The sequence below is a fragment of the Gottfriedia sp. S16(2024) genome (assembly GCF_050473765.1).
In the GTDB taxonomy this organism is placed as follows: domain Bacteria; phylum Bacillota; class Bacilli; order Bacillales; family Bacillaceae_G; genus Gottfriedia.
In genome coordinates, this window is the sequence record NZ_JBFLUO010000001.1 from 4,385,882 (window position 1) to 4,410,763 (window position 24,882).

Genomic DNA, 24,882 nt, shown 5'->3' on the forward strand with positions numbered 1-24,882 from the left:
ATTATTTCATTCCTAATAACTCATTATAAATGGATAAATATTGTGAAACGATTTTATTTGATTGAAATCTTTCTTTAACTATTTCAATCGCTCGACCTGAAATTCGTTTATATAATTCTTCATCTTGTAATAGGTTAAGCGTATAGTAAGCGATTTGTTCAATATCTCCTAGTTCACAAATATATCCGTTTTCCCCATGCTCGATTACTTCTGGAATCCCACCAACTCTTGTACCGATACATGGAACCCCACAAGCCATCGCCTCAAGTAATACTAAACCAAAGCTTTCTTTTGACGAAAGAAGTAATTTTATATCGCTCATTGAAAGTAACTCTTCAACATTCTCTTGCTTTCCTAAAAATAAAACATCATTCTCAATGCCAAGCTCTCTAACTAATTTACATAAACTTGAGATTTCCGGACCATCACCAACTAATAGGAGCTTGGATGGAATTTCTTTTCTTACTAAGTTAAATACATCTACTACATCTTTTGTTCGCTTAACTTGACGGAAATTAGAAATATGTATAATGACTTTTTCGTGCTCTTTAATCCCGTACCCTGCTTTTAATGCCCGACAATTTCTTTTGTAATACACTCTTTCATCAATAAAATTATACACAGTTTGTATTTCTTTATCAGGGTTAACTAATTCCTCTGTTTGACGTATTAAATCATTTGAGACCGCTGTTACAACATCTGATTTTTCAATCCCGAACTTAATTAACTCTGTTAAAGATGAATCATAGCCAAGAACAGTTATATCTGTTCCATGTAATGTCGTTACAATTTTAATATCATGATGAATCATTTGTTTTGCTAGAACAGCACATATTGCATGCGGAATCGCATAATGTACATGTAAAATATCTAATTTTTCACGGTTTGCAATTTCAGCCATCTTACTCGCCAATGCTAAATCATATGGTGGGTATTGGAAAACTGAATATTGATTTACTTCAACTGCATGATAATAAATATTAGGATATACTTTATTTAAACGAAACGGCATACTTGATGAAATAAAATGAATTTCATGTCCTAGTTCTGCTAATAACTTACCTAGCTCAGTCGCAATCACACCAGAACCGCCTACTGAAGGATAACATGTAATCCCAATTTTTAATTTCATTTTATCTCTCCTAAACTTCTTCATTTCTTCTTAAACTAACCAATCTGCATTTAATAGGAGCGGCCTTTTTGTCATAAACCCTTCCCCATAAGGGACTCCAGCTTCTTTACCAAAAATTTTCTCTCTTGCAATTACGCTATTTACATAATCGTTTGTTAAAGGCGTAACTACACCATCTGGCCCCGGAGTAAATTGACTTTCATATGCTTCTAATGCTGCCCTTTTAACTTCAATCGTTTCTGTAACATCAACAATAAAATTTGGTCGATGAAACCCATTAATCATATATTGAAAAACATGTTTAACCTTGTGGGCATCATGATTTGTATTTACATTAAATTTTCTAATCCCTGATGAAAATACTGCTTCTTCTACTATTTTTGTACAATTACCATGATCAGGATGACGATCCACTTCATATGGTGAGAAAATAATACTAGGCTTTGTCATTCGAATTAAAGCAGCTACTTGTTTAATTGCTTCCTCAGATAAGTATAGCCCCCTATCTGGTAATGATAAATTAAAACGCTTTGAAACCCCTAAAATCTTATCTGCTTCTTCAGCTTCTTTTCTTCTAATAAAAGTATCCCCATTTGATGAGAGCTCCGCTTCAGTTAAATCACAAATAGCAACCTTATAGCCTAACTTAGTAAATTTAGCAATCGTGCCTGCCATACCAATCTCAACATCATCTGGATGCGCTCCAAATGCAAGTACATCAAAATATTCCACTTATCTCACTCTCTTTCAAACTAACTAAAAAATTTCACTACTGCCTTAGCGGTTTGAATATTCGTTGCCACCGGGACATTAAAAACATCGCATAGCCTTAATAAAGCATTTACATCTGGTTCATGCGGTTGAGCAGTTAAAGGATCCCTAAAAAAGAAAATCGCGTCCATTTTCCCTTTAGCTATTAATGCACCTATTTCTTGATCTCCTCCGAGTGGACCAGATTGAAAGCGATAAACGTTTAAAGCTGTATTTTCCATTACACGTAGTCCTGTAGTACCTGTTGAAAATAGTTCATGTTGCTGAAAAAAAGATTCATTTTCTTGAACAAAAGTTACTAATGCGTCTTTTCTCTTATCGTGAGCAATTAGAGCTATTTTCACTACCTACACCACCTTTTAGTCCATTATATTTTCTAATCCGTAGACTAGCTCCGAAAGTTTCATTACTTCCTCAACGGCTACTTTAACTCCAGACATAAAAGAAGCTCGATTCATTGAATCATGTCGAATTGTTAATAGTTGACCATCTCCACCGAATAAAACTTGTTGATGCGCAACTAAACCAGGTAATCTCACGCTATGAACTCTCATTCCATTTAGATCGGCACCTCTAGCACCAGCTTCAGTTTCAACTTCATTTGGATGTCCTTGTAATTTTGATTCACGTACTTCCTCAATCATTTGAACTGTTTTAAGAGCTGTACCTGAAGGCGCATCTAATTTTTGGTCATGGTGTAGCTCAATAATTTCGATATCTTTAAAATATTTCGCTGCCATTGCAGAGAACTTCATCATTAATATAGCACCAATTGCAAAATTTGGCGCAATAATACAACCTAGCTCATTATTTGAAGCTAACTCTTTTAAATCATCAAGCTCCTCTTTTGTAAAACCAGTTGTACCAATAACAGGTCGAATACCATTTTTTAAAGCTAAAAATGCATGTTTTTTTCCAATTTCAGGTGTTGTTAAATCAACAAGTACATCAAAGCTTTCATTTTCGATACATTGCTCTAATGTTTCATATATTTTTGCTTCACCTTTAAACACAGGGTTAACCTTTTGGATTTGTTCTCCACCTAATTTATAATCTACTGCAGCTACAAGTTGAAAATGCTCAGTTCGATCAATTAATTGTAAAGCTTCAATTCCCATTTTACCTCTTGGTCCAGCTAATACTACTCTAATTACTTTTTCCATTTTAACCTTCCTTCCTTGTCCAACGATCTTTATCTCGAGTATTAAACTTGTTCATCACCATATCATGTGCTTCTTGTAAGTCTATATTTAGGCTATTTGCTAAACAAATCATAACAAATAATACATCGCCTAGCTCTTCTTCAATTAGCTTTTCTTTTTCAGTGCTTTTTTTAGGCTTTTCACCATAGGTATGATTGATTTCTCTAGCTAACTCACCCATTTCTTCAGTTAACCTAGCCATCATAGCTAAAGGACTAAAATAGCCCTCTTTAAATTGACCTATATATGTATCGACTTCTTTTTGCATTTCTTTCATCGTTTTTTCGTGCATACTAATATCAACTCCTCAATTAAATCTTATCGAATTGACTACTTTTTGACAAATTATATATTATTTTACTTGAAAAAAATACAAGATAAGATAAAAATAAGAGTTTAGGGTAATTTTTATAGTATGGAGGAAGTATATGATTTTTAATTTGAAGTTACGCAATATCTTATTTATTATTTTAGGTTCTGCAATTTTTTCTTTTGGAATTATGAATATAAATATTCCAAACAATCTAGCTGAAGGTGGTTTTACGGGAATTAACTTAATTCTTTTAGCTGAATTAAATATTCCAGTTTGGATCTCAAACTTAGTCTTAAACGTCCCGTTATTTTTTATTGGCTGGAGATTACTTGGTACAGTAACAATGCTTTATACTATCATTGGAACTGTTGCAGTCTCATTTTTCTTAAAATTATTTGAGAAATTTACGTTCAATATAGATGTCCATGGCGATTTAATGTTAGCTTCATTATTTGCGGGTGTATTTATTGGTGTAGGATTAGGAATTATTTTTAGATTTGGTGGAACTACTGGTGGTGTCGATATCATCGCCCGTTTAGCCTATAAATACAAAGGTATTAATATGGGGAAAACGATGTTTATTTTTGACTTTGTTGTCATTACGCTTTCACTTTTAACTTATTTAAAAGCATATGAAGCAATGTATACGCTAGTCGCAGTTTTTGTCGGAGCAAGAATAATTGATTTTATGCAAGAAGGTGCATATGCTGCACGTGGAGCAAATATTATTTCTGAGAAAAATGATTTAATTGCAGCTCGAATTATGAAAGAAATGGAACGTGGTGCAACTTATTTAAAAGCAACTGGAACATTTACTGGAGAAAGTAAAGACGTTCTATTTTGTGTCGTACCAAAAAATGAATTAGTTCATTTAAAAAACATCATTCAGGATATCGATCCACACGCATTTGTAGCCGTTACAGAAGTGCATGATGTACTTGGAGAAGGCTTTACTTTAGATGAAAATAAAGTCCCTCTTCACCCTTAATTTTTAACAGAAACAAAAAGAGGTTCTTGGCATTGATTGCCAGAACCTCTTTTAATTTTATATTGATATTAATCATCACTACGTGTCATACCAGTATAAATTAAAACTAATCTTAATAATTCTGCGACGGCTACCGCTGCCGCAGCAACATATGTCAATGCAGCTGCATTTAAAACACGTTTTGCATAAACATGCTCATTCGAATTGATGATACCCAAAGTTGTAATTTGTTTTAAAGCTCTACTTGAGGCATTAAATTCAACAGGAAGTGTAACAACTTGGAACAGTACTCCTAGTGCTAATAAAACTATTCCTATTAATAATGCACCTGATAGTCGAGATAACATACCAATTATTATGAATATATAAGAAAAATTGGAACTGAAATTTGCAACAGGTACTAAAGAATGACGGAATCTTAAAAAGCTATAGTCATTTGCATCTTGAATTGCATGTCCTACTTCATGAGCAGCAACTGCAGTACCCGCGACTGAATATCCATGATAATTTTCAGTTGATAATCTTACAACTTTTGCACGTGGATCATAATGGTCAGATAAATATCCTCGAGTTTCCTCTACTGCCACATTGAATAATCCATTTTCATTTAAAATTTTTCTCGCTACTTCTGCACCCGTTAAATTTGATGTAGAACCAACTTGAGAATACTTTCTAAAAGTTGATTTAACCCTCATTTGTGCATATAAAGGTACAATCAACAAAATTAAAAAGTAAATTAAATAACTCATTGTAATTCCTCCAAGGAGTGTGATTTTACGATATTGTAATAACTTTTAGAGAAATTTGTCAATCATTATGTTCTCTTCTTTTTTTATTCTTATTTCGATCACCTATATATTTTCTCCAACCGACATAACTTAATGTACCGATAATAATGATCCCTGTTGTAAAAATTGTCCAAATGGAAACAGGCGGAATAATTGAGTTTCCTTGATCAAAAATGAATAATAATTCACTTTTTGTCTCATCCAACTTTTGTTGAAAAGCTGGAATTGATTCTTGGTTAATTCGATAATCATCTAAAAACGAAACAAGTGAATTTATTTTTTTTACTTCATCATAGGGAAGATCCATGATAAGACTTGGATAAATAATTTCAAATTGATGTAAGAATTGATTTAATTGCGTTTCATATGCTTCAGAATTACCTCGTTTATATGCTGAATCCATATTCTGTAGTGGAGTCATAACCGACTTTTTCATTTCCTTCCACATCGGCTGCATTGTCGTTTCTCCAGCATCAATCAATAATCTTAAACCAAGAACATCAGCAACTTTTTCTTGTGGATCTATTGCATCATTCTTTAAAGATACGAGCGCATTTTGAAAAGTAACGGAAATCGTTTCTAGATCTTTTGGTGTGAAATTTTTATTCTTTTTCACAGACGCCATATACTTTGACTCAAACTGTTCAATCAAATTAGCACCATGTACATAATCACCATCTTGTACTAAAGAGAGTGATTGTTCGATTAGTGAAGTTTCTTGATCTATTTTAGCGTACCCTTTTACGGTATTAAATGAAAAGAAAATAAAAAAAACGCTTATCCCCGCAATTAATTTTTTCATCAAACCCCTCCCTCATAACTACTAATAATTATGAGAGAAAGGACAAGATTAGAACTTGTTCAATCACGAGCTCTATTTTTAAAAATTAACTGGTAATAAGCAATTAAAATAACAAATATAGTTAACCAAAATGTAAGTAAAGCTATCCAAATTCGATAATCAGAGAGCATATAGTATTCTGGCATTGTTCCAAAAACATAGTCTAAAATAAGATCTTGTAAGATCCAAATACTTGCAACAGTCAAATGCCATTTTTTAACCTTAAATGACGGTGCATACAAAACAGCCTGGATTGCCATAGCTCCATGCGAAAAAATTAATAAGTATGCAATTTTATCAAGTCCACCTGCTAAATAAAGAACCATTCCATTCATTAAAACTGCCCATATTCCATATTTCAACAAGCTTACATATGCTAGTGCTTCTATTAATCCATTCCGTTTATTTAAAATGAAAAGTAGCAATACAATACAGAAAAATAAGGATGCAGTAGGACTATCAGGTACAAATATTTTTAACCAACCAGGAGTAAAATCAAGTTGAGATTTATACCAATAGTATCCATAGATTGTTCCTAGTAGATTTATTATAAATAAAGCAATTAAATTAGGTTTAAGCCGTAGCATACTGTAGAGTATGTTCACTATTTCACTTCATCCCACTTTCACTTAGGAGATTTAATAAATTTATAACACAAAGTTCACAATTTATATGTATCATCACATTTTTTACATGTTATTATTTCAGTATACAATAAAACATAAAAAAAGAGTCGAAAATTCGACTCTCTTTTAATTACTCTGTTTTACCTGCTTTTGAAACGAATTCAGCTAGAACTTTAAGTTCTGCGTCAGTACCTTTAAATACACCAGATGGCATCGCTTTTCGACCGTTTCTTGCGATATGAGCGATTTCTTCAGGTTTTAAACCATTATTTTGAAGACTTGGAGCTGCTGCGCCACCTTCAAGATTATCGCCATGGCAAGATACACAAGTATTTTTTTGCAATAGTTTATATGCTGGATCTTCTTTATTTAATTCAACAAAAGTACGGATTTTACCTTGTTCTTTTTGTTTTTTCCAGTCATGGTGAGCCGCAGCTTCCCATGTTAAATAAATTACACCAGATAAAGCTAATAACATAAATCCTGTAGCTAATGGACGTTTAATTGGTTTTCTATGTGGACTACGATCTAAGAATGGCGCTAATAATAAGCCACCAAAAGCTAATCCAGGAATTACGAAAGCACCAATTACGTTATAGTCACCAGAAGCATAGCTATATTTTAAGAATTGATATAAGAATAAGAAATACCAGTCCGGTAATGGCGTATAGCCAGTATCAGTTGGGTCTGCAACCCTCTCAAGTGGAGATGGATGTGCAATTGTTAATGTTAAGTATCCAATTAAGAAAACTGCTCCTACCATCCATTCTTTTAATAAGAAGTTTGGCCAGAATGCTTCAGTTTTACCAGGATATTCTGAATAATCCTTTGGTACATTAGGTTTACGACCTGCCATTGCAGGTACACGTGAGTCACCTACAAATTTCATTCCTTTACCGCGATGCATGTTCTCCCTCCTTTATTCCGACACACTTTAGTCAATTTTTACTAAAGCCCCATGCACTAAATCTTATAGTGGACCTGAAATACCTTGCTTACGAATAATTAAGAAATGGGCACCCATAAGAGCAAGTAAAGCACCAGGTAAGAAGAATACATGGATTGCGAAGAAACGAGTTAATGTTTGTGCACCGATGATTTCCGGATTACCTGCAATTAACGTTTTCACTTGCTTACCAATAAATGGTGTTTGTTCAGCAATTTGCAGACCTACTTTAGTCGCAAATAACGCTTTCATATCCCAAGGTAATAAATATCCTGTAAAGCCTAATCCAAGCATTACGAAGAAGATTAAAACCCCTACAACCCAGTTAAGCTCACGAGGCTTTTTATATGCGCCTTGGAAGAATACACGTAAAGTATGTAAAAACATCATAACAATTACTAAACTTGCACCCCAGTGATGCATACCACGAACGATTTGTCCGTATGCAACGTTGTTTTGTAAGTAATAAACTGATTCCCATGCATTTTTGATATCTGGAACATAGTACATTGTTAAGAACATTCCAGATAAAATTTGAATTACTGTAACGAAAAATGTTAATCCACCGAAGCAATATACGAATGCTGAAAAATGGTGTGCTGGATTAACGTGTTCTGGTACTTCATGATCAGCGATATCTCTCCAAAGAGGCGTAATTTCTAATCGCTCATCTACCCAGTCGTAAATTTTGTTAAGCACGATTATTTACCTCCTGTATTTGGTTCTAGTTTACCAAGATAGAAAGAATCACCTTTCACTTTTACCGCATAGTTGTCTAGTGGACCAAGCGGTGGTGTACCTTTAATGTTTTTACCATCCTTATGGTAACGACCGCCATGACATGGACAGAAGAATTGATTTGGAAAATCTTTATTGTCGTTCCAACCAACTGTACAGCCTAAATGCTTACAAGTAGGTGATAACGCAACGATGTCTCCATTTGAATTCTTGTACACCCATGCAATGTGTGACGCATCAGATTTAACCCAACCATCAACCTGCTTAACTTTAAAGTCAAAGCGTTTTGGATCAGTCGTTAAATCTTTGATTAGTCCAACTTGCACCATTGCTCCAGCTTCTTCTTTTTGTAAAACTGGGTCAATGGCAAAACGAGCCAATGGCATTAGCATTCCTGCCGCCATAAAGCCGCCTACACCTGTTAAAGTGTAGTTTAAAAACTGGCGTCTTGAAACCTTTTCACTCATGAAAATTCCCCCCTCTATCACAAGTACTCCTGTACGGACAACAGCTATAATAATAAAACTAGGACACTTTCATAATATAATAACAAATTTAGAAGGTCAATAATATCCTAATAATAATCATAGTAATAATGTTGTTTTTATTTTTATCCCCATATTTTAGAAAATAATGCATTTATGTGAGATAATTGTTTATCAACTATTACTCGTTGTGATGATTCATCTAAGCTATTGATATTTAAATTAGGTAACCAAATTAATGATTCATCCATTTCAGATTCTGACTGTCTCCAATCAAAATCACATGTTAAATAAAACACATGCTTAATCCCACTAGTTTTAAACTCTTCATACCAAGCCTTTAATCGGTTTATTTTATCAGATTCTTCAGGTAAATAAGTAAATTCAGGAGCAATTACAACTCTGCCTTTATATGTACGTTCAAGTTCCGAAGTAAGTATTATTAAGTCCTCTCTTTGCTCGGCAAGACCAATATTTTCTTTCTTCAAAGAAACAGGACAAAGCGGAATAATGATCGTATCGATGTACTCCAGATTCTCAATAACTTGATTTAATTCATTTGTTGTCCATTTCATCAAAATTACCTCTTTCTATTAAAATAATTTATTTATAATTGTGAAATTTTTGTGAACAAATTTCTATTTTCCATTTAACCATACATTACTATTTTAAGAAAGAAAAAAAGTCCACTAATAAAGGATTTTACAGTGAGGTGAATGGCATCTTTGTAGTTAATTCAGAACCTCCATTAACAGTTCACTGATATATTTTAAAAAAATGTAAATTTAGTTGAACTACTATCCGTTTCGAGTCAAATATTTCTATGAGATCAATAAAGTGACTTTTTTACTAATATTATTTTTTATAAGTGTATTTTTTTATGAGTAATTAGCTAATCTTAATCTTACATACTGTTTTTTTTTTAACTTATATAAGTTGATAAATCGTTCGACCTCAATGAGATTTACCAGAAAGCTTTGGACCAAAAAGGAAACGTATACTACGATTAGGACCATGAATCTTGCCACAATTAAAAGCTAAGGCCCTAAAAATGGAAATTAACCCCACATATCTTATTTAACAATAAAAATTAACTCTATTCAATTAGCAAATAACTTTTCAACAGTAAAAAAGCCCCCATAAATGAGGACTTTTTTCAGGTTTTCATTAAGTTAATGAATTGAGTTGCTTAGTTAATTCTTGGAAAAGCTTTTTGTCTTGATTATCTAAAGCTTCATCAATCATTTTCATCAATCTGTCTTTTTGGAAATTCATAATTGAATCTGACAATAGCTTTTCAGCAATTACGCGGTCTTTTTCGTTACTATTTAAGTTTTTTGGTAGATGCGGGTTCTCTTCTAAAACTGAAACAAACATCGGATATTGAAAAGAAGATTTAAAGTTGAGCTGGATATAAATATCCTCATCCCTATTTAGTCGAATATCGTGAAATGATTTCTCTGCATCCGTCGTCATAACATTTTGTTTATAAAAATGAAATGGGACTTCTTTAACACAGTTGGTCGACATCACTAATCCACGTGGACAATATTTAGACTGTTCTACAAAATGAACCTTTTTCATTAAATAATCATGGCTCATTAGGTAATTTAAAATCCAAACACATTCTCTTTGCTTTAACTGAAAATTACTTAGAAACCATTTAACAAAATCTTTCTTCTCATTCACAGATACAGGGGTTGCCATTTTAAATCCCTCCTCTGTCCATAAAATTTGTCCCCTTTTCTGAATAAAGAAAACTACAGAATTTCATTTATTCTTTCAAGACGCTCTCTTACTTCTTCCTGTAGATACTCATCGTCTACAAGTTTACTGTAAACCTCTTTTGCTTCTTGTACTAAGCCTTCTTCAAACAATAGGTCTCCGTATTCCTTTAAGAAGGAAATTTCCTGGTTAAAGTCATTATATGCTAGACGATATTGTTTTAATGCCAATTCATAATTTTCATTTCCATAATATGCTTTGCCTAAGTCCCAATTAAAATGAGGATCTGAAGCCCCATGCTCGATTGCTAGTTCAATTATACTAATAATATCATCGAAATCTTCTTCTTCGAAAAGAATTCCGACTAATAACTGAACTGCCTCAATTAGCGAAGGATCATAAATTAATGCTTCCTGTAAATGTTTCTTACTTGCTTCTAAATTTTTCATTTTACGAGCTAATTTAGCTGCTGATAAAAGGCATTCTACATTCGTTTCATCAACTAGTAAAGCTTTTTGTAATATATCATACCCTTCTTGAAATTGGCCTTCAAGGTCATGCGCCTTACTTAACCATAAATGTGCTACCAAATATTCAGGATCAAAGAAGATTGCTTCTTCGAATACTGGAATAGAGGCTGCATAGCGTTCAGCTTGAAATAGCGTTATGCCATATCCTAATAGCGTATGGAAGTCTTTTGATTTCTGAATTCCTTTTTCATAATAGGAAATTGCATCTTCCCATTCACCTTCAGCACTTAAACATTCAGCAAGTCTTAAATCTTTATTTACTCCACTTACTTCAATTTCTTGATAGTTGAGTTTTTCGTAAAATGGTATTGCTTTTTTATAATCATATTTACTAAAATAATACTCCCCTAATGCAAAATCTACTACAGGTTCATTAGGTAAAATTCTTTTGGCTTCAAATAATTTTTGTTCAGCTACTTCATCAAGACCCTGAACTTGATATAAATCAGCCATTAATAATAGTGCTTGAACTCGACTCTCACTATCTTCTTTTATTGCAAGTAAAATTTCTAAAGCTTCGTCTTCTAAATCTAGATCCAACAATATTTCTGCATACATTATTTTAAGATCATCGTCGTCATCGTATAAGTAAACTAAATCTTCAATGAGATTTTTCGCATCTTCTACAATTCCTAATGATTGAAAAAGAAGTGCTGCTTCGTATTTTTCTTCATCGTTTGCAGTTTTTAAATTCTTTCTTAATAAATCCAATCCCTTTTCGGTATGACCGTTCTCTATTAACTGAACAGCTTCGTATAAACTCATTCTTACACCTCATATGACTACTTAATTAATTCATTTAATTGCTCTTTAAAGTTCGGAAAAGATACAGCTATGCATTCCGTATTTTCAATAATTGTATCACCTTTAGCAAGTAATGCAGCAATTGAAAGCATCATTCCCATTCGATGATCACCATGTGAATTTACATTCGCACCTATTAAAGAACTATTTCCTTGTATAATCATACCATCTTTTGTTGCTTCAATGCTTACACCAAGATTTGTAAGTTCTGTTACAACAGTCTGGATACGATCCGTTTCCTTTACTCTTAACTCTTCAGCATCTTTAATAATGGTCTCTCCATCTGCTAAAGCTGCTGCTAAGGCTAAGATCGGTAACTCATCGATACAAGTAGGTATTTCAGCCCCACCGATTACAGTTGATTTTAAATTCGATGATTTCACTCGAATATTCGCAATTGGTTCTCCGTTTACAACTTTTTCATCCTCTAATGTTATATTAGCGCCCATTCTTTCTAAAACAGTTAATATCCCTTTTCTAGTAGGGTTCACCCCTACATTTTTTAACAAGATTTCGCTATTTGGAACAATCGACCCTGCTACTAAGAAAAATGCTGCTGATGAAATGTCCCCAGGAACAATAACATCTGTTGCAGTTAATTCTTGGTTTCCATTAATTGAGACTTTGTTCCCATCAACTTCTAACTCACAACCAAATGCCTTTAGCATTCTTTCAGTATGGTCACGAGACTTTTCCGGTTCAGTCACAGTCGTTGTACCTTTTGCAAATAAACCAGCTAATAAAATTGAAGATTTAACTTGTGCACTTGAAACAGGAGAAGCATAAGAAATACTATTCAGTGAACCTCCTCTAATAGAAATAGGTGTATATGTAGCGTCTTCACGTCCATCTATAGAAGTTCCCATCATTTTTAAAGGTTTTGTAACACGTTTCATTGGTCTTTTACCAATTGATTCATCACCAATAATAACTGAATGGAATGGTAAACCACTTAATATTCCCATCATTAATCTTGCTGTTGTTCCCGAATTTCCTACATCAAGTACTTCGTGTGCCTCTTTAAGTTCTTCAATTCCTTTACCATAAACGACTACTTCATCTTCTGATACTTCGATTTGTACACCTAATTTTCTAAAACACGCAATCGTACTTAAACAATCTTCACCTAATAGAAAGTTAGTAATTTTTGTAGTCCCTTTCGCTAGTGATCCAAACATAATTGCTCTATGAGATATTGATTTATCTCCTGGAATTGTCACATCACCAACTAAACGGATTTTTTCTAACTGGGTATTTCTCATCATAGTCACCTTGTCTAACCTTTCTATATGTATTTACATTCCATTTTTTATTAAATCAAACCTTTTTTTTCTCTGAAATTCTATTCGACGAATTGTCCTATGTTTTTCATTTTCAATGTTCAATTAGTCTAATTTAGAAAAAGAAAATGATATTTTGATTTAACATTTGATCAAAACACCATTTTCAGATAAGTATTATGAAATTATTTGTTTAAAAAAACTATCTAAACTTTCTTTTATAAAGTTTTCGTCTAATTCACAAATCACTGGATTCCCAAAACTTTTTAATAATATATATTTTATTTTCAAATCTATATTTTTCTTATCTTGTTTCATTAGATTTACAATAGGTTCTAATTCTAATTTTGAATAAACAGGATAATTCAATCGATTATACCAATTTACAATTTCTTTAAATTTTAAGTCAACCTCAAAGAACTGTTCACTCAAATAGATTGAAAATAAGGTTCCAAATGCAATAGCCTCACCATGAGTTGTTTTCGCATAACCTAAATAAGCTTCAATCGCATGCCCAAGAGTATGGCCTAAGTTTAAAAATGCTCTTTCACCAGTTTCTCTTTCGTCCTTGGAGACAATTTCATTTTTTACACTTATCCCCATTGTCACACATTTTTCAATTAACGCATCATCTAAATTTTCAAGTGAAAGAATATTATCCATTAACCAATTCAAATTGTCGGTAGAAGAAATCATAGCTTCCTTACTAATTTCAGCAAAACCTGATCTCCATTCCTCAATTGGCAAAGAAGATAAAAAGTTTAATTCATACAAAACTAGTTCTGGCTGATAAAATGCGCCAACTATATTCTTAGCTTTTGGAAGATTTATAGCGACTTTACCACCTATAGCACTATCGTGGGCTAGTAAAGTAGTCGGTAATTGGATAAAACGAATACCACGCATATAAGAAGCTGCAACAAATCCTGCTAAATCACCAACTACGCCTCCACCTAAAGCAATTATTAAACTATTACGATCTAATTGGACATCAAAACAATAGGTTAAACAATTTTCGTACATAGCAAAACTCTTACTTTTTTCACCATGTGGAATGATAAAGTGTTCAACTTTATTTGCTTTACTACAATTTAGTAATACTTGCTCTAGATATAGTGGAGCAACTTGATCATCTGTAATGATTAATATCTTTGAAACTTTAGGTACTAAGCTATCCAACTTTGATTCTAGTTGACTTAATACTCCAAACCCTATACAAACATCATATTGTTTAGAGCTTGTTTTGACAGTTATCGCATTCATTAAAACTTCCTCGCATACTCACGGAAATCTTCAATATTACGCTTTAAACGCTCAAGTTGATCTGATTCAAATTGTTCAATAACTGCTTTTGCAACTTCCCAAGCAACAATATGCTCTGCTACTACACTTGCTGCTGGAACAGCACAGCTATCTGAACGTTCGATACTTGCTTCATAAACTTCCTTTGTTTCAATATCAACGCTTTGTAACGGCTTGTATAGCGTCGGGATTGGCTTCATTACTGCTCGAACGACAATAGGCATACCTGTTGTCATACCGCCCTCAAAACCGCCTGCACGGTTCGTTAATCGGTAGTAGCCTTGTTCATCTGAATATGCAATCTCATCATGAACTTCACTACCAGGTAAGGATCCAGCTTGAAACCCGATTCCGAATTCAACACCTTTAAAGGCATTAATGCTTACAATTGCACCTGCAATTTTTGAATCAAGTTTTCTGTCATAATGAACGTAGCTACCAACACCAGCTGGCATACCTTCAACAACAACTTCTACAATCCCACCAACTGAATCGCCATTTTGCTTTGCATCATCAATTAATGTTTTCATATTTTCTGTAGCTTCTGCGTCTATACATCTTACTTCTGAGTTTTCAGCTCTATTATGTAAGTCTTCTACATTTTTATAGTCTAAATTCTTCGCTTTAACTCCACCAATTTCAATTACATGGCTTGCAATTGTGATACCTAGCTCACTCAACAATTTTTTTGCCACCGCACCAGCTGCTACACGTACAGTTGTTTCACGAGCAGAAGATCGCTCTAAAACATTTCGTACATCTCTAAAACCATATTTTATAGCTCCATTTAAATCGGCATGCCCTGGTCTTGGTTTTGTAATGCTTCTTTTTCCTTCGTATTCTAAATCTTCTAAAGGTTCAGCACCCATAATATTAGTCCAATGTTTAAAGTCGTTATTTTCAACAACCAGTGCGATTGGAGAGCCTAAAGTATAACCATGTCGAACACCGCTAGTAATTTGAGCAGTGTCCTTTTCTATCTGCATTCTTCTCCCTCTTCCATATCCACCTTGACGTCTACGAAGTTCAACATTTATTTCTTCTGCTAAAATTGGTAAGCCTGCTGGAACGCCTTCAATAATTGTAGTTAATTGTGGACCATGTGATTCACCTGCTGTTAAATAACGCATTTCAACACCTTCTCTTTATGTAAGTTTAAAATTAATTAGTTACTACTATAGCACAACCTATTCTGAATTTAATATAAAAAGAGAGCCATATTCCGGCACTTTTTTGATTTTTTAACAAAAAAATGAATTATTCAGTAGAAAAACCTAATGCTCAGCATTTGATTGTGCAATCTTTTTTATTAATATTTTAAATCAAGAAAAAATCGGATGAAATCTCTTTACAGCTTAAAGACTGTACCGAGAAAGCTCATCTAATGTTGTAATTAGTTTTTATCATATTCAATTATTTTTCGTCATTCTCATTGCTAAAGCATTTGAGTCTCTGATTATTCCTGTACCATTTATAAGGTCGTTTTTTCAAAGCATTCACCGTCATCTTTTTTTAGATAATTTTACTTATGATTGAAGCTTTGCACGGAAGTCTTTTAACTCAAACATAAATTCTTCAAATTGTGGAATATTCATTTGTTGAGCCGAATCTGATAAAGCAACTGCTGGATCAGGGTGTACTTCTGCCATTACTGCATCTGCTCCAATTGCTAGGGCTGCTTTTGCTGTCGGTAATAATAAGTCTTTGCGACCTGTAGAATGTGTTACATCTACAACTACTGGTAAATGTGTTTCTTTCTTTAGAATCGGTACAGCTGAGATATCTAATGTATTTCGAGTAGCTTTCTCATACGTACGAATACCTCTTTCACATAAAATAATTTGGTCATTTCCTTGCGAAATAATGTATTCTGCTGCATTAATAAATTCTTCAATTGTTGCTGACAGTCCGCGTTTTAATAACACTGGTTTATTTACTTGACCAACTGTTCTCAGTAAATCAAAGTTTTGCATATTACGTGCTCCAATTTGAATGACATCAACGTATTCTAAAGATCTTTCAACATCATTTGGATTTAGTATTTCACTTATTACTGCTAAATCAAATTCATTTGCCACTTTTCTTAAAATTTGTAGTCCTTCGTATCCAAGACCTTGGAAATCGTATGGAGAAGTTCTTGGTTTAAATGCCCCGCCTCGCATCATTGTTAAACCTTGTTGTTTCATAGCTTGTGCTACTGCACGTACTTGTTCGTAGCTCTCAACTGCACATGGACCCATAATAAATGATTGAGAACCATCACCAAGGACAATATCATTTTTCACTGTAACAATTGTATTGTCAGGCTTTTTCTTTCTTGAAACTAAAAGAGCTTTTCTGTGATCATCCTCTTGTAGTTCTAAGCTTGCTTGGAAGATCGTCTTGAAAATATGTTGTAAAGTTGACGTTTCAAAAGGGCCCTCATTTACATTTGCAATCATATCTAACACTTCACGCTCACGAACTGGATCGAAACGCTTGATACCATGTTTAATCTTTTGTTGACCAATTTCTTGAACAACTTTTCCACGCTCGTTTAATAATTCAACGATTTTTAAATTAATCTCATCAACCTTATCACGTAAATTTATTAATTCATTATTTGTACTCATTTCCTTTTCCCCCTTAAATTTAAAAATTCTAATGTCCAACACCTCTACTTTTCATCAAGTAGTAGGCATGTAAAAAATAAAAACAAAAAGCCCCTACTGAATAAACAGTAGGGACGAATTAATTAATCGCGGTACCACCCTAGTTGTGAACAAAAACTCTGTTCACCACCTTCATTTTGTTAACGATCAAAACGACCGTTTCTATTTTCAATAAATGAAAAAGAAATTGCTCCAAGAATGTAATTTAGCATACCATTTGTACTGACTCGCAGCTTACGTCAGCTCTCTTAAACAGGGAAGTTATGCCTACTGTGCCCTTATCATCGCAATATATTTAATTGTCAAAAGATTCATTAAAAAAGTTATTAATGATGATTATAAGCAGATTTAAAGAGGCTGTCAATGTATTATTTTTTTACAATTTATAACTTATTCACTATTTTGCTTACTCATAACGATTCTACTAAAGTTAATACGAAAATTGATCCACAGATCTAGATTTTAATCATTTCCAAAATAAAAAAGCCAGCAATTATGCTGACTTCTTTGTCTAAAACTTTTTATTTATTAGTATACCCACTCTTTAATAAGCTTAGAGTATTCAACTAATTCATTTTGATTGAAGAAAATACCGATTTCACGTTCTGCACTAGCAGGTGAATCTGAACCATGGATAATGTTTTTGCCTACAGTTGCAGCATACTCTCCACGGATTGTTCCTGGTGCTGAATCTTTAGGGTTTGTTGCTCCCATCATTTGACGAGCGGTAGCGATTACATTTTCGCCTTCCCAAACCATAGCGAATACTGGGCTTGAAGTGATGAAGTCTACTAATTCACCAAAGAAAGGACGTTCTTTGTGCTCAGCATAGTGAGTTTCAGCTTGTTCTTTACTCACTTGCATTAATTTAGCTCCAACTAATTGGAAACCCTTTTTTTCGAAACGTGAAACGATTTCACCAATTAAGTTACGTTGTACACCATCAGGTTTTACCATTAAATAAGTTCTTTCCATTATGCTCTACCTCACTTGATTTCAATTATGTATAAACAACACAGTTAGAATAGTAACATCAATTTATAAAATTATCAATAGTTTAAAATCTTGTTATATTATAAAAATTGAAATCGCTTCCAGATTATTCGTTAACTTTAATCAATATAACTGATTAACGGGAGTTCTATACGTATCTAAAAAGCCAAAAGAGGCAGTTGTAAATGCACTAGCATTTTCCCCGCCTCTAGTTTTTTCGATTTCCAATATTTTTAGCAATTAATATTAACATTTCCTTTGCTTCACTATTAGGAAGGCTATTGATACTGTTTAAAGATTTTTGTAAATATGCTTCACTGACTTTTCTTGCTGCTTTAATATATGTACTTTTACGAATTTGATTGATAAGAGGTTTTACAGATTCCGGATCGATTCCTTCATAAACGGATTCAATTTTCTCTTTAAGAGCTAAATCATTCATCGCAAACAAGACAGGTAATGTAATATTCCCTTGGATTAAATCGCTACCTGATGGTTTTCCTAATTCTTTCTCAGAAGCCGTAAAATCAAGAATATCGTCCATAATTTGAAAGGACATACCTAAATAGTATCCGTAATCTTTTAAACACTTTTGAAAAGCCGGAGAGGCTCCTGATGCAATTGCACCAATTTCACAACTTGCTGAAATTAAAAGTGCAGTTTTTCGTTTAATTCTTCTTAAATAACATTTTAAATTTTGGTCAAAATTATATTTATCTTTTATTTGTTCAATCTCACCTAAACAAATCTCTAAAATAGTCTCAGATAATTTTTGATGGGCCAATGGGATTTCGATTTCTGACATACATTCCAATGCTTTTGCAAATAAAAAATCCCCTGCATACATAGCAACACGATCATTGTAAGTGGAATTGATTGTCGGTTTACCTCTTCGTAAACTAGCTTCATCAATTACATCATCATGAACTAATGATGCCATATGTATGATTTCCAAAGTAGCTGCTACATTTTTAATCGATTGAAGGTTATATTGTCCAAATTTAGCACTAAGCAATACAAAAACTGGTCTAATTCTTTTACCACCAGATTCAAGCAACTGTACAGATGCGTTTTTCAAAATTGGCTGTGAAGAATTAACTACTTTATGAAGCGTGCTTTCAATCTCATTAATGTCCTTTTTTAAATAAGAATATTTCCATTTAACCTTCATTCCGTTCACCTTACTATTCATCCCATTTTCTCGCTTTTTTGTAACTAGCTTTTTGGTTTAACACCTAAATGCATTGCTGCTACACCAAAAGTATAAGGTTTAATTTTTATTTTTTCTAATCCTGCTTTTTTGAAAAGATTTGCAAGTTCATTCATTCCTGGGAACGTGCTTGCACTTTCTTGTAGCCAAGAATATTCTTTAAAGCTTTTAGCAAATATTTTCCCAAAAATCGGCATGATGTATTTAAAATACGCTTTATACACATGTCTAATACCAAATGCAGTCGGTTGTGATGTTTCTAAACACACAACAATACCCCCAGGTTTCACGACTCTTGTCATTTCCTTCAACACTTGATAATAATCTGGAACATTTCTTAAACCAAATCCAATTGTAACGACATCAAAATAGTTGTCCTCAAATGGTAACTCCATAGCATTGCCATGAATTAATTTTACTTGGTCCAAATGCATATTTTTAACTTTTTCTTCACCAATTGATAGCATATTTTTGCTAAAGTCTAATCCTACTACTTCTCCGTCTTTTCCAACTGTATTTGCAAGTGCAATTGTCCATTCACCAGTACCACAGCATACATCAAGCGCTTTCATACCCTTTTGAACATTCATAATTTTCATAGTTTGTTTGCGCCAAGCAATATGTCGTCTAAAACTAATAATACCATTCATTGTATCATATTTATTGTAAATCTTTTCAAACACGTCATGTACGCGTTCTTCTTTTGATTGAGTCATATAAACCCCCACTAAACTAATTACGATTACTTCTATGTAGATTAATTTTGTAATTGTATTATTTTTGATAATTCTTCTTTTGTTTTAGCTAAATCAACAATCCCCATTATTCTTTGAAATTGAGAAATAAAATCAGAGTAATTTTCAACTGAAGATTGTTCGAATTCTTTTTTCAGTCTTGACATTAAACATTCTTGCTCAATATGCTTTATAGATTCTTCTGCTGAAATAAATTTTGCAAAATGTACAAGTATAGTTGATTCGATTACAGTTATACAGTTGAAAAGATCTTCTAAAGAACTAAATTGTTCATGAACTAGATTGATCTTCTCTTCATTCATTTCTTTAACAGCATATGACAGTTCTCGAATTAAACCAATTTCCCCAGTTTTAGACAGAGCATCGTAGTATAGTCCACTATATAAGTCTCCTTCTAAAACGGTTAATTGTTTCTTCTCACGATCCATTGGAGTACCTTCATATGTGGATACCTTTTCATGAGTATCTAATGCAATTTGATGAATCATCAAGGCTTTACAGTAATGTACAATTTTATCACTCGTAAAATTGTGATCATTTAATAAATTTATTAATAAAGTAACCTTTACATCATCAATTGTCGGTGCTTGCAGATGTTGATTTAAATATGGGTGTTTAATCGTATGTAAGATTTGAGTGATTACTTCATTTTTTAACTCGTGAATACTATTCATTATTTCCATCCATTCCATTTATAACTGATTTTTTCATTATACCATAAGTATTTTAGATGGTATAAGTTGATTGCTCAATCAACTTGAATTATTTTATAATGAATATTTTAAAAAAAGCAGGACTTCCGGCTTTTTAGACTGCCTGTCAAACGCCCTGCTTTTTGATTATTAGATTCTATTTAGTTGAATGAATCATTGCAAGTATTTCATTTCTTCCTTGCACATCTTCTTTAAGTGAGCCACGAACTGCAGTCGTAACAGTTTTTGAGCCTGGTTTTCTTACTCCACGCATAGACATACACATATGTTCAGCTTCTACAACTACCATTGCACCGTGTGGTTGTAGCACTTCCATAATAGCATCTACTACTGAGGCAGTAATACGCTCTTGTAACTGAGGTCTTTTAGCTACTGTTTCTACAGTACGTGCTAATTTACTTAAACCAGTTACTCTACCATTTCTAGGAATGTACGCTACATGAGCAACTCCGTAAAAAGGTAATAGATGATGTTCGCACATTGAATGGAATGGAATATCTTTTACAAGAACTAATTCTTCATGATCTTCACCAAATACTTTATGTAAATGAGCTTTTTCATCTTGGCGCATACCAGAGAATACTTCAGCATACATTTTCGCAACTCGCTTTGGCGTTTCGTAAATTCCTTCTCTATTTGGATCATCACCGATAGCTTCGAGAATTAGACGAACCGCTTGTTCAATTTTTTCTAAATTAACTTCATTCATTAATTGATCCCCCATGCTAAAAAAAATTCTAATATTCACTATCAGATTCGTTTTATTTTAACATAATTCTTTTTTTATAGGCAAAAAAAGAAGGATACTTTCTTTAAGATCACCTAAAAACAACGCTTTCTATGTCCAAAATTAATGATTGATCCCAAAATCATGGGACTTTTTGGACTTTTTTTAGCAAAAAAAGAAGGATGCTTTTATTAGCATCCTTCTTTTTCGCTTAAATTATGTAATTATTTTACTGCATCCTTAAGCGCTTTACCAGGTTTGAAAGCTGGAACTTTACTAGCTGCGATTTCGATTTCCTCGCCAGTTTGTGGATTACGTCCTTTACGAGCTGCACGCTCACGAACTTCAAAGTTACCAAATCCGATTAATTGTACTTTATCCCCGTTTTGTAACGCACCAAGAATTGATTCGAATACAGCGTCTACTGCTAAAGTAGCTTGTTTTTTAGTTAATTCACCAGCTTCAGCAACTGCATTGATTAAATCTGTTTTGTTCATGTCTTTCACCTCCTCCCAAAATTTTAGAAATGTTTCTTAATTTCATTTGTGACCAAAATTTTAAATTTTATACAACAAATTCCAATTAATTTCTTTGTCATGCCTTATATTATACGATTCTACGGCTTTTTTCAATATGTTTTATAAGAAAATGTTGGAATTACTCGAAAACAGGTGGTGATTTTTCTGAAAAATTCATGTTTCGTCTTCAATTTTGTTACAAGGTCTCGTGAAAGTACGATGATTACTGTATTAATTGGCATTTTTTTAATTTTTTTGATGATTTTTAATAAATTAACTTTTGTTGAAATTTGTCGAATATTATTTATTTTATCTTACTAATTTTCTATGTTTTTTCTTCAAATTTCATTTCCTTAAATAAAAATAACGATTAGATTTTTTAAAGATTAACCTTTATTTATAGCAAACACAAAAAAATCAGATGGTTTTTACCACCTGATCAATTAATAATTAAAGGATAATTGCAATTAAACCGCCACTTCCTTCGTTAATAATTCTTTCTAAAGTTTCCTTCAATTTATATCTTGCATTTTCAGGCATTAGAGAAAGTTTCGCTTGGATGCCTTCACGCACGATTGAACTTAATGAACGTCCAAATATATCTGAGTTCCAAATTGATAATGGATTATCTTCAAAATCTTGCATTAAGTATTTAACAAGTTCTTCACTTTGTTTTTCAGTTCCGATGATTGGTTCAAACGTTGACTCGACATCAACTTTAATCATATGAATAGAAGGTGCTACTGCTTTTAATTTCACCCCAAACCTTGAACCATGGCGTATAATTTCTGGCTCATCCAAGCTCATATCTAAAAGTGAAGGTGCAGCAATTCCATAGCCGGTCTGTTTAACCATTCTTAAAGCATCTGCTACTTGATCATATTCTTGTTTTGCATGAGCGAAATCTTGCATTAATTCTAATAAATGATCTTTTCCGCGAATTTCTACTCCTACAACCTCTTTTAAGACTTGATCATATAACTCATCTGGTGCAGATAAATCAATCTCTGCAACCCCTTGACCCATATCTATTCCAGCTAGTTGTGCATGTTCAATAAATTCATAATCACTAAATTGGCCAACTACATAGTCTACATCTCTTAATCGCTTAATATCTTTAACTGTTTCTTGTATTGCTTCTTGGTAGCTTTGGCGTAGCCAGTGATTTTCTTTTAAAACTAATACCCAGCTAGGTAAGTTTACGTTCACCTCAAGGACTGGGAATTCATATAAAGCTTCGCGAAGTACGTTCATTACATCTCCTTCGCGCATTGCTTCAACACTTAATGCAATGACAGGAATATCGTACTTATCAGATAGTTCTTGTCTAAGTGCCTCTGTATTAGGATGATATGGCTGAGAAGAGTTGATCACCATAATGAAAGGCTTTCCAACTTCTTTTAATTCAGCAACTACTCTTTCCTCTGCTTCGATATAATCATATCTAGCTATTTCTCCAATTGTGCCATCAGTTGTTACAACAACTCCAATTGTTGAATGCTCTTGAATAACTTTTCTTGTACCGATTTCCGCCGCTTCATTAAATGGAATCGGTTCTTCATACCAAGGAGTGCTAATCATTCTAGGACCATTTTCATCCTCATACCCTTTAGCTCCTGGCACACTATAACCAACGCAATCTACTAATCGAATATTTACATCTAACCCATCCGCTACATGAATTTTAACTCCTTGATTCGGAACGAATTTTGGTTCAGTAGTCATTATTGTTTTACCTGCAGCGCTTTGAGGTAATTCATCATGTGCTCTAGCACGATCCGCTTCATTTTGAATATTAGGGATTACAACTGCTTCCATAAAGCGTTTAATAAATGTTGATTTACCAGTACGCACGGCACCTACAACACCTAAGTAGATATCTCCTCCTGTGCGCTCGGCAATGTCTTTAAAAATATCTATCTTTTCCATGTGTTCCCCTCCCGATTTATCAATACATGGGAATAATTGACTTGAAGTAGTATACCTATGACAATATCATTCTATGATGTTGTCCTAGTGAGTTATGACAAGATTTTTTATTTTTTCTTTTTACTCACTTCGGATCAAATAAAAAAATCCTTCGATAAAATGTATTCTTTTATCAAAGGATTATGATTTATATTATTTATTTTTGTTCTAAAAACACCGGTTGTCCATCTTTAATCGTATATGGAAGTGAGTATGCAGGCACGATTGGAGAGTCTTTTACTAAAATAGAACGAATATCTTCACCGAATTTATAATTTTTCGCTTCTTTAATTTTTGCATATAAATCAGTTGAATAGTCAACATAGAACTCCCCATCATTCCCCATTATGATTGGTAAGTTCTTATTGCTATAAGGACTGACTACGAACGGTTCTTCTTTGAAACCCATCTTTTTATAGTTTAATAGAAAAACACCATTAGCCAATGTTTTCTTGATTGGTGGGTATGTATGTTTATCTTTATAAACTTCTACTCTTAAGGATACATCTCTTAGTTTTTCTGCAATTCTAAGATCGACTAATTTAACCGTCGGATTCTTTTCTGCATCTATTAATACGTACTGAAAGATCCCACCATTTTCATAAGAATTACCAGGTGCATCACTTAAATAGCCAGGTGTTAGTTTTGTAAAATCAATTGGATATTTAATATAAATTGGTGTACTCATATCCTTGTTTTTTATAGGTAACATTCCTGAATTGTTTTCCTTAAATTTATTAACTGCAGTTTGAACAGATTGCAATTGATCATCATATGGTACTTGATTTTGTGCAAGTTTATCTTGTGGATATAAACAGCCACTTAATAAACTAATTACAAAGCACATTAGAATGGAAAGAAATAGCTTTTTCATGT

The 24,882-nt window shown here is 33.2% G+C and carries 27 protein-coding genes and 1 other annotated feature; of the genes, 1 reads left to right on the forward strand and 26 read right to left on the reverse strand.

Annotation, left to right across the window (positions count from 1 at the left end):
- Position 1 precedes the first annotated feature (1 nt).
- Genes bshA through AB1282_RS20955 form a run of 5 tightly spaced genes read right to left on the reverse strand, consistent with a single transcriptional unit; the run spans position 2 to position 3,397 of the window.
- Positions 2-1,132: an N-acetyl-alpha-D-glucosaminyl L-malate synthase BshA gene (gene bshA, locus AB1282_RS20935; RefSeq protein ID WP_056466626.1), complete on the reverse strand. Its 1,131-nt coding sequence runs from the start codon at positions 1,130-1,132 to the stop codon at positions 2-4.
- A gap of 30 nt (positions 1,133-1,162) precedes the next feature.
- On the reverse strand, positions 1,163-1,864 hold the full coding sequence (gene bshB1 / locus AB1282_RS20940) for a bacillithiol biosynthesis deacetylase BshB1 (RefSeq protein WP_156339599.1): 702 nt from the start codon (positions 1,862-1,864) through the stop codon (positions 1,163-1,165).
- Positions 1,865-1,884: 20 nt separating this feature from the next.
- The gene (gene mgsA, locus AB1282_RS20945; RefSeq protein ID WP_429900291.1) at positions 1,885-2,247 is read right to left on the reverse strand and encodes a methylglyoxal synthase; all 363 of its coding nucleotides are present in this window, start codon (positions 2,245-2,247) and stop codon (positions 1,885-1,887) included.
- Between the two features lie 15 nt (positions 2,248-2,262).
- On the reverse strand, positions 2,263-3,066 hold the full coding sequence (dapB, locus tag AB1282_RS20950) for a 4-hydroxy-tetrahydrodipicolinate reductase (RefSeq protein ID WP_056466632.1): 804 nt from the start codon (positions 3,064-3,066) through the stop codon (positions 2,263-2,265).
- 1 nt (position 3,067) lies between these two features.
- A complete protein-coding gene (locus tag AB1282_RS20955) occupies positions 3,068-3,397 on the reverse strand; it encodes a nucleotide pyrophosphohydrolase (protein WP_429900293.1) in 330 nt (109 codons plus the stop codon).
- Positions 3,398-3,533: 136 nt separating this feature from the next.
- On the opposite strand from AB1282_RS20955, the gene AB1282_RS20960 reads away from it, so the two are divergent.
- Positions 3,534-4,406 carry a YitT family protein gene (locus AB1282_RS20960; protein WP_056466638.1) on the forward strand — a complete coding sequence of 291 codons (873 nt, stop codon included), beginning with the start codon at positions 3,534-3,536 and terminating at the stop codon, positions 4,404-4,406.
- Between the two features lie 68 nt (positions 4,407-4,474).
- Here AB1282_RS20960 and AB1282_RS20965 read toward each other — a convergent pair whose 3' ends face one another.
- From AB1282_RS20965 to AB1282_RS21065, 21 genes are all read right to left on the reverse strand, one after another.
- Positions 4,475-5,155, reverse strand: coding sequence for a zinc metallopeptidase (locus AB1282_RS20965; protein ID WP_056466641.1), 681 nt, complete (start codon positions 5,153-5,155; stop codon positions 4,475-4,477).
- A 58-nt stretch (positions 5,156-5,213) separates the two neighbouring features.
- Complete coding sequence (locus AB1282_RS20970; RefSeq protein WP_056466644.1) at positions 5,214-5,996, reverse strand: sporulation protein YpjB; 783 nt, start codon at positions 5,994-5,996, stop codon at positions 5,214-5,216.
- Positions 5,997-6,055: 59 nt separating this feature from the next.
- Positions 6,056-6,640: a DUF1405 domain-containing protein gene (locus tag AB1282_RS20975; RefSeq protein ID WP_429900295.1), complete on the reverse strand. Its 585-nt coding sequence runs from the start codon at positions 6,638-6,640 to the stop codon at positions 6,056-6,058.
- A 151-nt stretch (positions 6,641-6,791) separates the two neighbouring features.
- Positions 6,792-7,568 carry a menaquinol-cytochrome c reductase cytochrome b/c subunit gene (locus AB1282_RS20980; RefSeq protein ID WP_056466650.1) on the reverse strand — a complete coding sequence of 259 codons (777 nt, stop codon included), beginning with the start codon at positions 7,566-7,568 and terminating at the stop codon, positions 6,792-6,794.
- Positions 7,569-7,631: 63 nt separating this feature from the next.
- Positions 7,632-8,306: a menaquinol-cytochrome c reductase cytochrome b subunit gene (gene qcrB / locus AB1282_RS20985; protein WP_056466653.1), complete on the reverse strand. Its 675-nt coding sequence runs from the start codon at positions 8,304-8,306 to the stop codon at positions 7,632-7,634.
- Positions 8,307-8,308: 2 nt separating this feature from the next.
- Entirely contained in the window at positions 8,309-8,812 is a 504-nt protein-coding gene (locus AB1282_RS20990) for a ubiquinol-cytochrome c reductase iron-sulfur subunit (protein WP_056466656.1), read from the reverse strand.
- Positions 8,813-8,955: 143 nt separating this feature from the next.
- Positions 8,956-9,405 carry a DUF2487 family protein gene (locus AB1282_RS20995; RefSeq protein ID WP_335412561.1) on the reverse strand — a complete coding sequence of 150 codons (450 nt, stop codon included), beginning with the start codon at positions 9,403-9,405 and terminating at the stop codon, positions 8,956-8,958.
- A gap of 592 nt (positions 9,406-9,997) precedes the next feature.
- Positions 9,998-10,537 (reverse strand): ReoY family proteolytic degradation factor, encoded by a 540-nt coding sequence (locus tag AB1282_RS21000; protein ID WP_056466666.1) that lies wholly within the window; start codon positions 10,535-10,537, stop codon positions 9,998-10,000.
- Between the two features lie 53 nt (positions 10,538-10,590).
- Entirely contained in the window at positions 10,591-11,850 is a 1,260-nt protein-coding gene (locus AB1282_RS21005; RefSeq protein ID WP_429900296.1) for a tetratricopeptide repeat protein, read from the reverse strand.
- Between the two features lie 17 nt (positions 11,851-11,867).
- The gene (aroA, locus tag AB1282_RS21010) at positions 11,868-13,151 is read right to left on the reverse strand and encodes a 3-phosphoshikimate 1-carboxyvinyltransferase (protein WP_429900297.1); all 1,284 of its coding nucleotides are present in this window, start codon (positions 13,149-13,151) and stop codon (positions 11,868-11,870) included.
- A 195-nt stretch (positions 13,152-13,346) separates the two neighbouring features.
- On the reverse strand, positions 13,347-14,432 hold the full coding sequence (gene aroB / locus AB1282_RS21015; protein WP_429900299.1) for a 3-dehydroquinate synthase: 1,086 nt from the start codon (positions 14,430-14,432) through the stop codon (positions 13,347-13,349).
- The gene (gene aroC, locus AB1282_RS21020; protein WP_429900300.1) at positions 14,432-15,601 is read right to left on the reverse strand and encodes a chorismate synthase; all 1,170 of its coding nucleotides are present in this window, start codon (positions 15,599-15,601) and stop codon (positions 14,432-14,434) included. Before aroC ends, aroB begins: the two co-directional genes overlap by 1 nt.
- A 396-nt stretch (positions 15,602-15,997) precedes the next feature.
- Complete coding sequence (locus AB1282_RS21025) at positions 15,998-17,083, reverse strand: bifunctional 3-deoxy-7-phosphoheptulonate synthase/chorismate mutase (protein WP_056466679.1); 1,086 nt, start codon at positions 17,081-17,083, stop codon at positions 15,998-16,000.
- A 106-nt stretch (positions 17,084-17,189) separates the two neighbouring features.
- Positions 17,190-17,416, reverse strand: a binding site (T-box leader).
- Positions 17,417-17,650: 234 nt separating this feature from the next.
- Entirely contained in the window at positions 17,651-18,097 is a 447-nt protein-coding gene (gene ndk, locus AB1282_RS21030; RefSeq protein ID WP_025671395.1) for a nucleoside-diphosphate kinase, read from the reverse strand.
- A gap of 226 nt (positions 18,098-18,323) precedes the next feature.
- Positions 18,324-19,286, reverse strand: coding sequence for a heptaprenyl diphosphate synthase component II (gene hepT, locus AB1282_RS21035; RefSeq protein WP_056466682.1), 963 nt, complete (start codon positions 19,284-19,286; stop codon positions 18,324-18,326).
- A gap of 44 nt (positions 19,287-19,330) precedes the next feature.
- Positions 19,331-20,041, reverse strand: a complete 711-nt coding sequence (locus AB1282_RS21040) for a demethylmenaquinone methyltransferase (protein WP_056466685.1) — start codon at positions 20,039-20,041, stop codon at positions 19,331-19,333.
- 41 nt (positions 20,042-20,082) lie between these two features.
- Entirely contained in the window at positions 20,083-20,754 is a 672-nt protein-coding gene (locus AB1282_RS21045; RefSeq protein ID WP_056466687.1) for a heptaprenyl diphosphate synthase component 1, read from the reverse strand.
- 175 nt (positions 20,755-20,929) lie between these two features.
- Positions 20,930-21,502: a GTP cyclohydrolase I FolE gene (folE, locus tag AB1282_RS21050; protein ID WP_056466689.1), complete on the reverse strand. Its 573-nt coding sequence runs from the start codon at positions 21,500-21,502 to the stop codon at positions 20,930-20,932.
- Positions 21,503-21,744: 242 nt separating this feature from the next.
- Positions 21,745-22,017, reverse strand: a complete 273-nt coding sequence (locus AB1282_RS21055; protein WP_056466694.1) for an HU family DNA-binding protein — start codon at positions 22,015-22,017, stop codon at positions 21,745-21,747.
- 471 nt (positions 22,018-22,488) lie between these two features.
- Positions 22,489-23,967 carry a stage IV sporulation protein A gene (spoIVA, locus tag AB1282_RS21060; RefSeq protein WP_390311458.1) on the reverse strand — a complete coding sequence of 493 codons (1,479 nt, stop codon included), beginning with the start codon at positions 23,965-23,967 and terminating at the stop codon, positions 22,489-22,491.
- A 196-nt stretch (positions 23,968-24,163) separates the two neighbouring features.
- Positions 24,164-24,880, reverse strand: coding sequence for a hypothetical protein (locus AB1282_RS21065; RefSeq protein ID WP_390311459.1), 717 nt, complete (start codon positions 24,878-24,880; stop codon positions 24,164-24,166).
- Positions 24,881-24,882 lie beyond the last annotated feature (2 nt).

What these genes read in the sequence shown, in the direction of transcription:
- bshA (WP_056466626.1), bottom strand. Translation starts at nt 1,132, where the DNA reads ATGAAATTAAAAATTGGGATTACATGTTATCCTTCAGTAGGCGGTTCT.
- dapB (WP_056466632.1), bottom strand. Translation starts at nt 3,066, where the DNA reads ATGGAAAAAGTAATTAGAGTAGTATTAGCTGGACCAAGAGGTAAAATG.
- AB1282_RS20955 (WP_429900293.1), bottom strand. Translation starts at nt 3,397, where the DNA reads ATGCACGAAAAAACGATGAAAGAAATGCAAAAAGAAGTCGATACATAT.
- AB1282_RS20960 (WP_056466638.1), top strand. Translation starts at nt 3,534, where the DNA reads ATGATTTTTAATTTGAAGTTACGCAATATCTTATTTATTATTTTAGGT.
- AB1282_RS20965 (WP_056466641.1), bottom strand. Translation starts at nt 5,155, where the DNA reads ATGAGTTATTTAATTTACTTTTTAATTTTGTTGATTGTACCTTTATAT.
- AB1282_RS20970 (WP_056466644.1), bottom strand. Translation starts at nt 5,996, where the DNA reads ATGAAAAAATTAATTGCGGGGATAAGCGTTTTTTTTATTTTCTTTTCA.
- AB1282_RS20980 (WP_056466650.1), bottom strand. Translation starts at nt 7,568, where the DNA reads ATGCATCGCGGTAAAGGAATGAAATTTGTAGGTGACTCACGTGTACCT.
- AB1282_RS20990 (WP_056466656.1), bottom strand. Translation starts at nt 8,812, where the DNA reads ATGAGTGAAAAGGTTTCAAGACGCCAGTTTTTAAACTACACTTTAACA.
- AB1282_RS20995 (WP_335412561.1), bottom strand. Translation starts at nt 9,405, where the DNA reads ATGAAATGGACAACAAATGAATTAAATCAAGTTATTGAGAATCTGGAG.
- AB1282_RS21000 (WP_056466666.1), bottom strand. Translation starts at nt 10,537, where the DNA reads ATGGCAACCCCTGTATCTGTGAATGAGAAGAAAGATTTTGTTAAATGG.
- AB1282_RS21005 (WP_429900296.1), bottom strand. Translation starts at nt 11,850, where the DNA reads ATGAGTTTATACGAAGCTGTTCAGTTAATAGAGAACGGTCATACCGAA.
- aroA (WP_429900297.1), bottom strand. Translation starts at nt 13,151, where the DNA reads ATGAGAAATACCCAGTTAGAAAAAATCCGTTTAGTTGGTGATGTGACA.
- aroB (WP_429900299.1), bottom strand. Translation starts at nt 14,432, where the DNA reads ATGAATGCGATAACTGTCAAAACAAGCTCTAAACAATATGATGTTTGT.
- aroC (WP_429900300.1), bottom strand. Translation starts at nt 15,601, where the DNA reads ATGCGTTATTTAACAGCAGGTGAATCACATGGTCCACAATTAACTACA.
- AB1282_RS21025 (WP_056466679.1), bottom strand. Translation starts at nt 17,083, where the DNA reads ATGAGTACAAATAATGAATTAATAAATTTACGTGATAAGGTTGATGAG.
- ndk (WP_025671395.1), bottom strand. Translation starts at nt 18,097, where the DNA reads ATGGAAAGAACTTATTTAATGGTAAAACCTGATGGTGTACAACGTAAC.
- hepT (WP_056466682.1), bottom strand. Translation starts at nt 19,286, where the DNA reads ATGAAGGTTAAATGGAAATATTCTTATTTAAAAAAGGACATTAATGAG.
- AB1282_RS21040 (WP_056466685.1), bottom strand. Translation starts at nt 20,041, where the DNA reads ATGACTCAATCAAAAGAAGAACGCGTACATGACGTGTTTGAAAAGATT.
- AB1282_RS21045 (WP_056466687.1), bottom strand. Translation starts at nt 20,754, where the DNA reads ATGAATAGTATTCACGAGTTAAAAAATGAAGTAATCACTCAAATCTTA.
- folE (WP_056466689.1), bottom strand. Translation starts at nt 21,502, where the DNA reads ATGAATGAAGTTAATTTAGAAAAAATTGAACAAGCGGTTCGTCTAATT.
- AB1282_RS21055 (WP_056466694.1), bottom strand. Translation starts at nt 22,017, where the DNA reads ATGAACAAAACAGATTTAATCAATGCAGTTGCTGAAGCTGGTGAATTA.
- spoIVA (WP_390311458.1), bottom strand. Translation starts at nt 23,967, where the DNA reads ATGGAAAAGATAGATATTTTTAAAGACATTGCCGAGCGCACAGGAGGA.
- AB1282_RS21065 (WP_390311459.1), bottom strand. Translation starts at nt 24,880, where the DNA reads ATGAAAAAGCTATTTCTTTCCATTCTAATGTGCTTTGTAATTAGTTTA.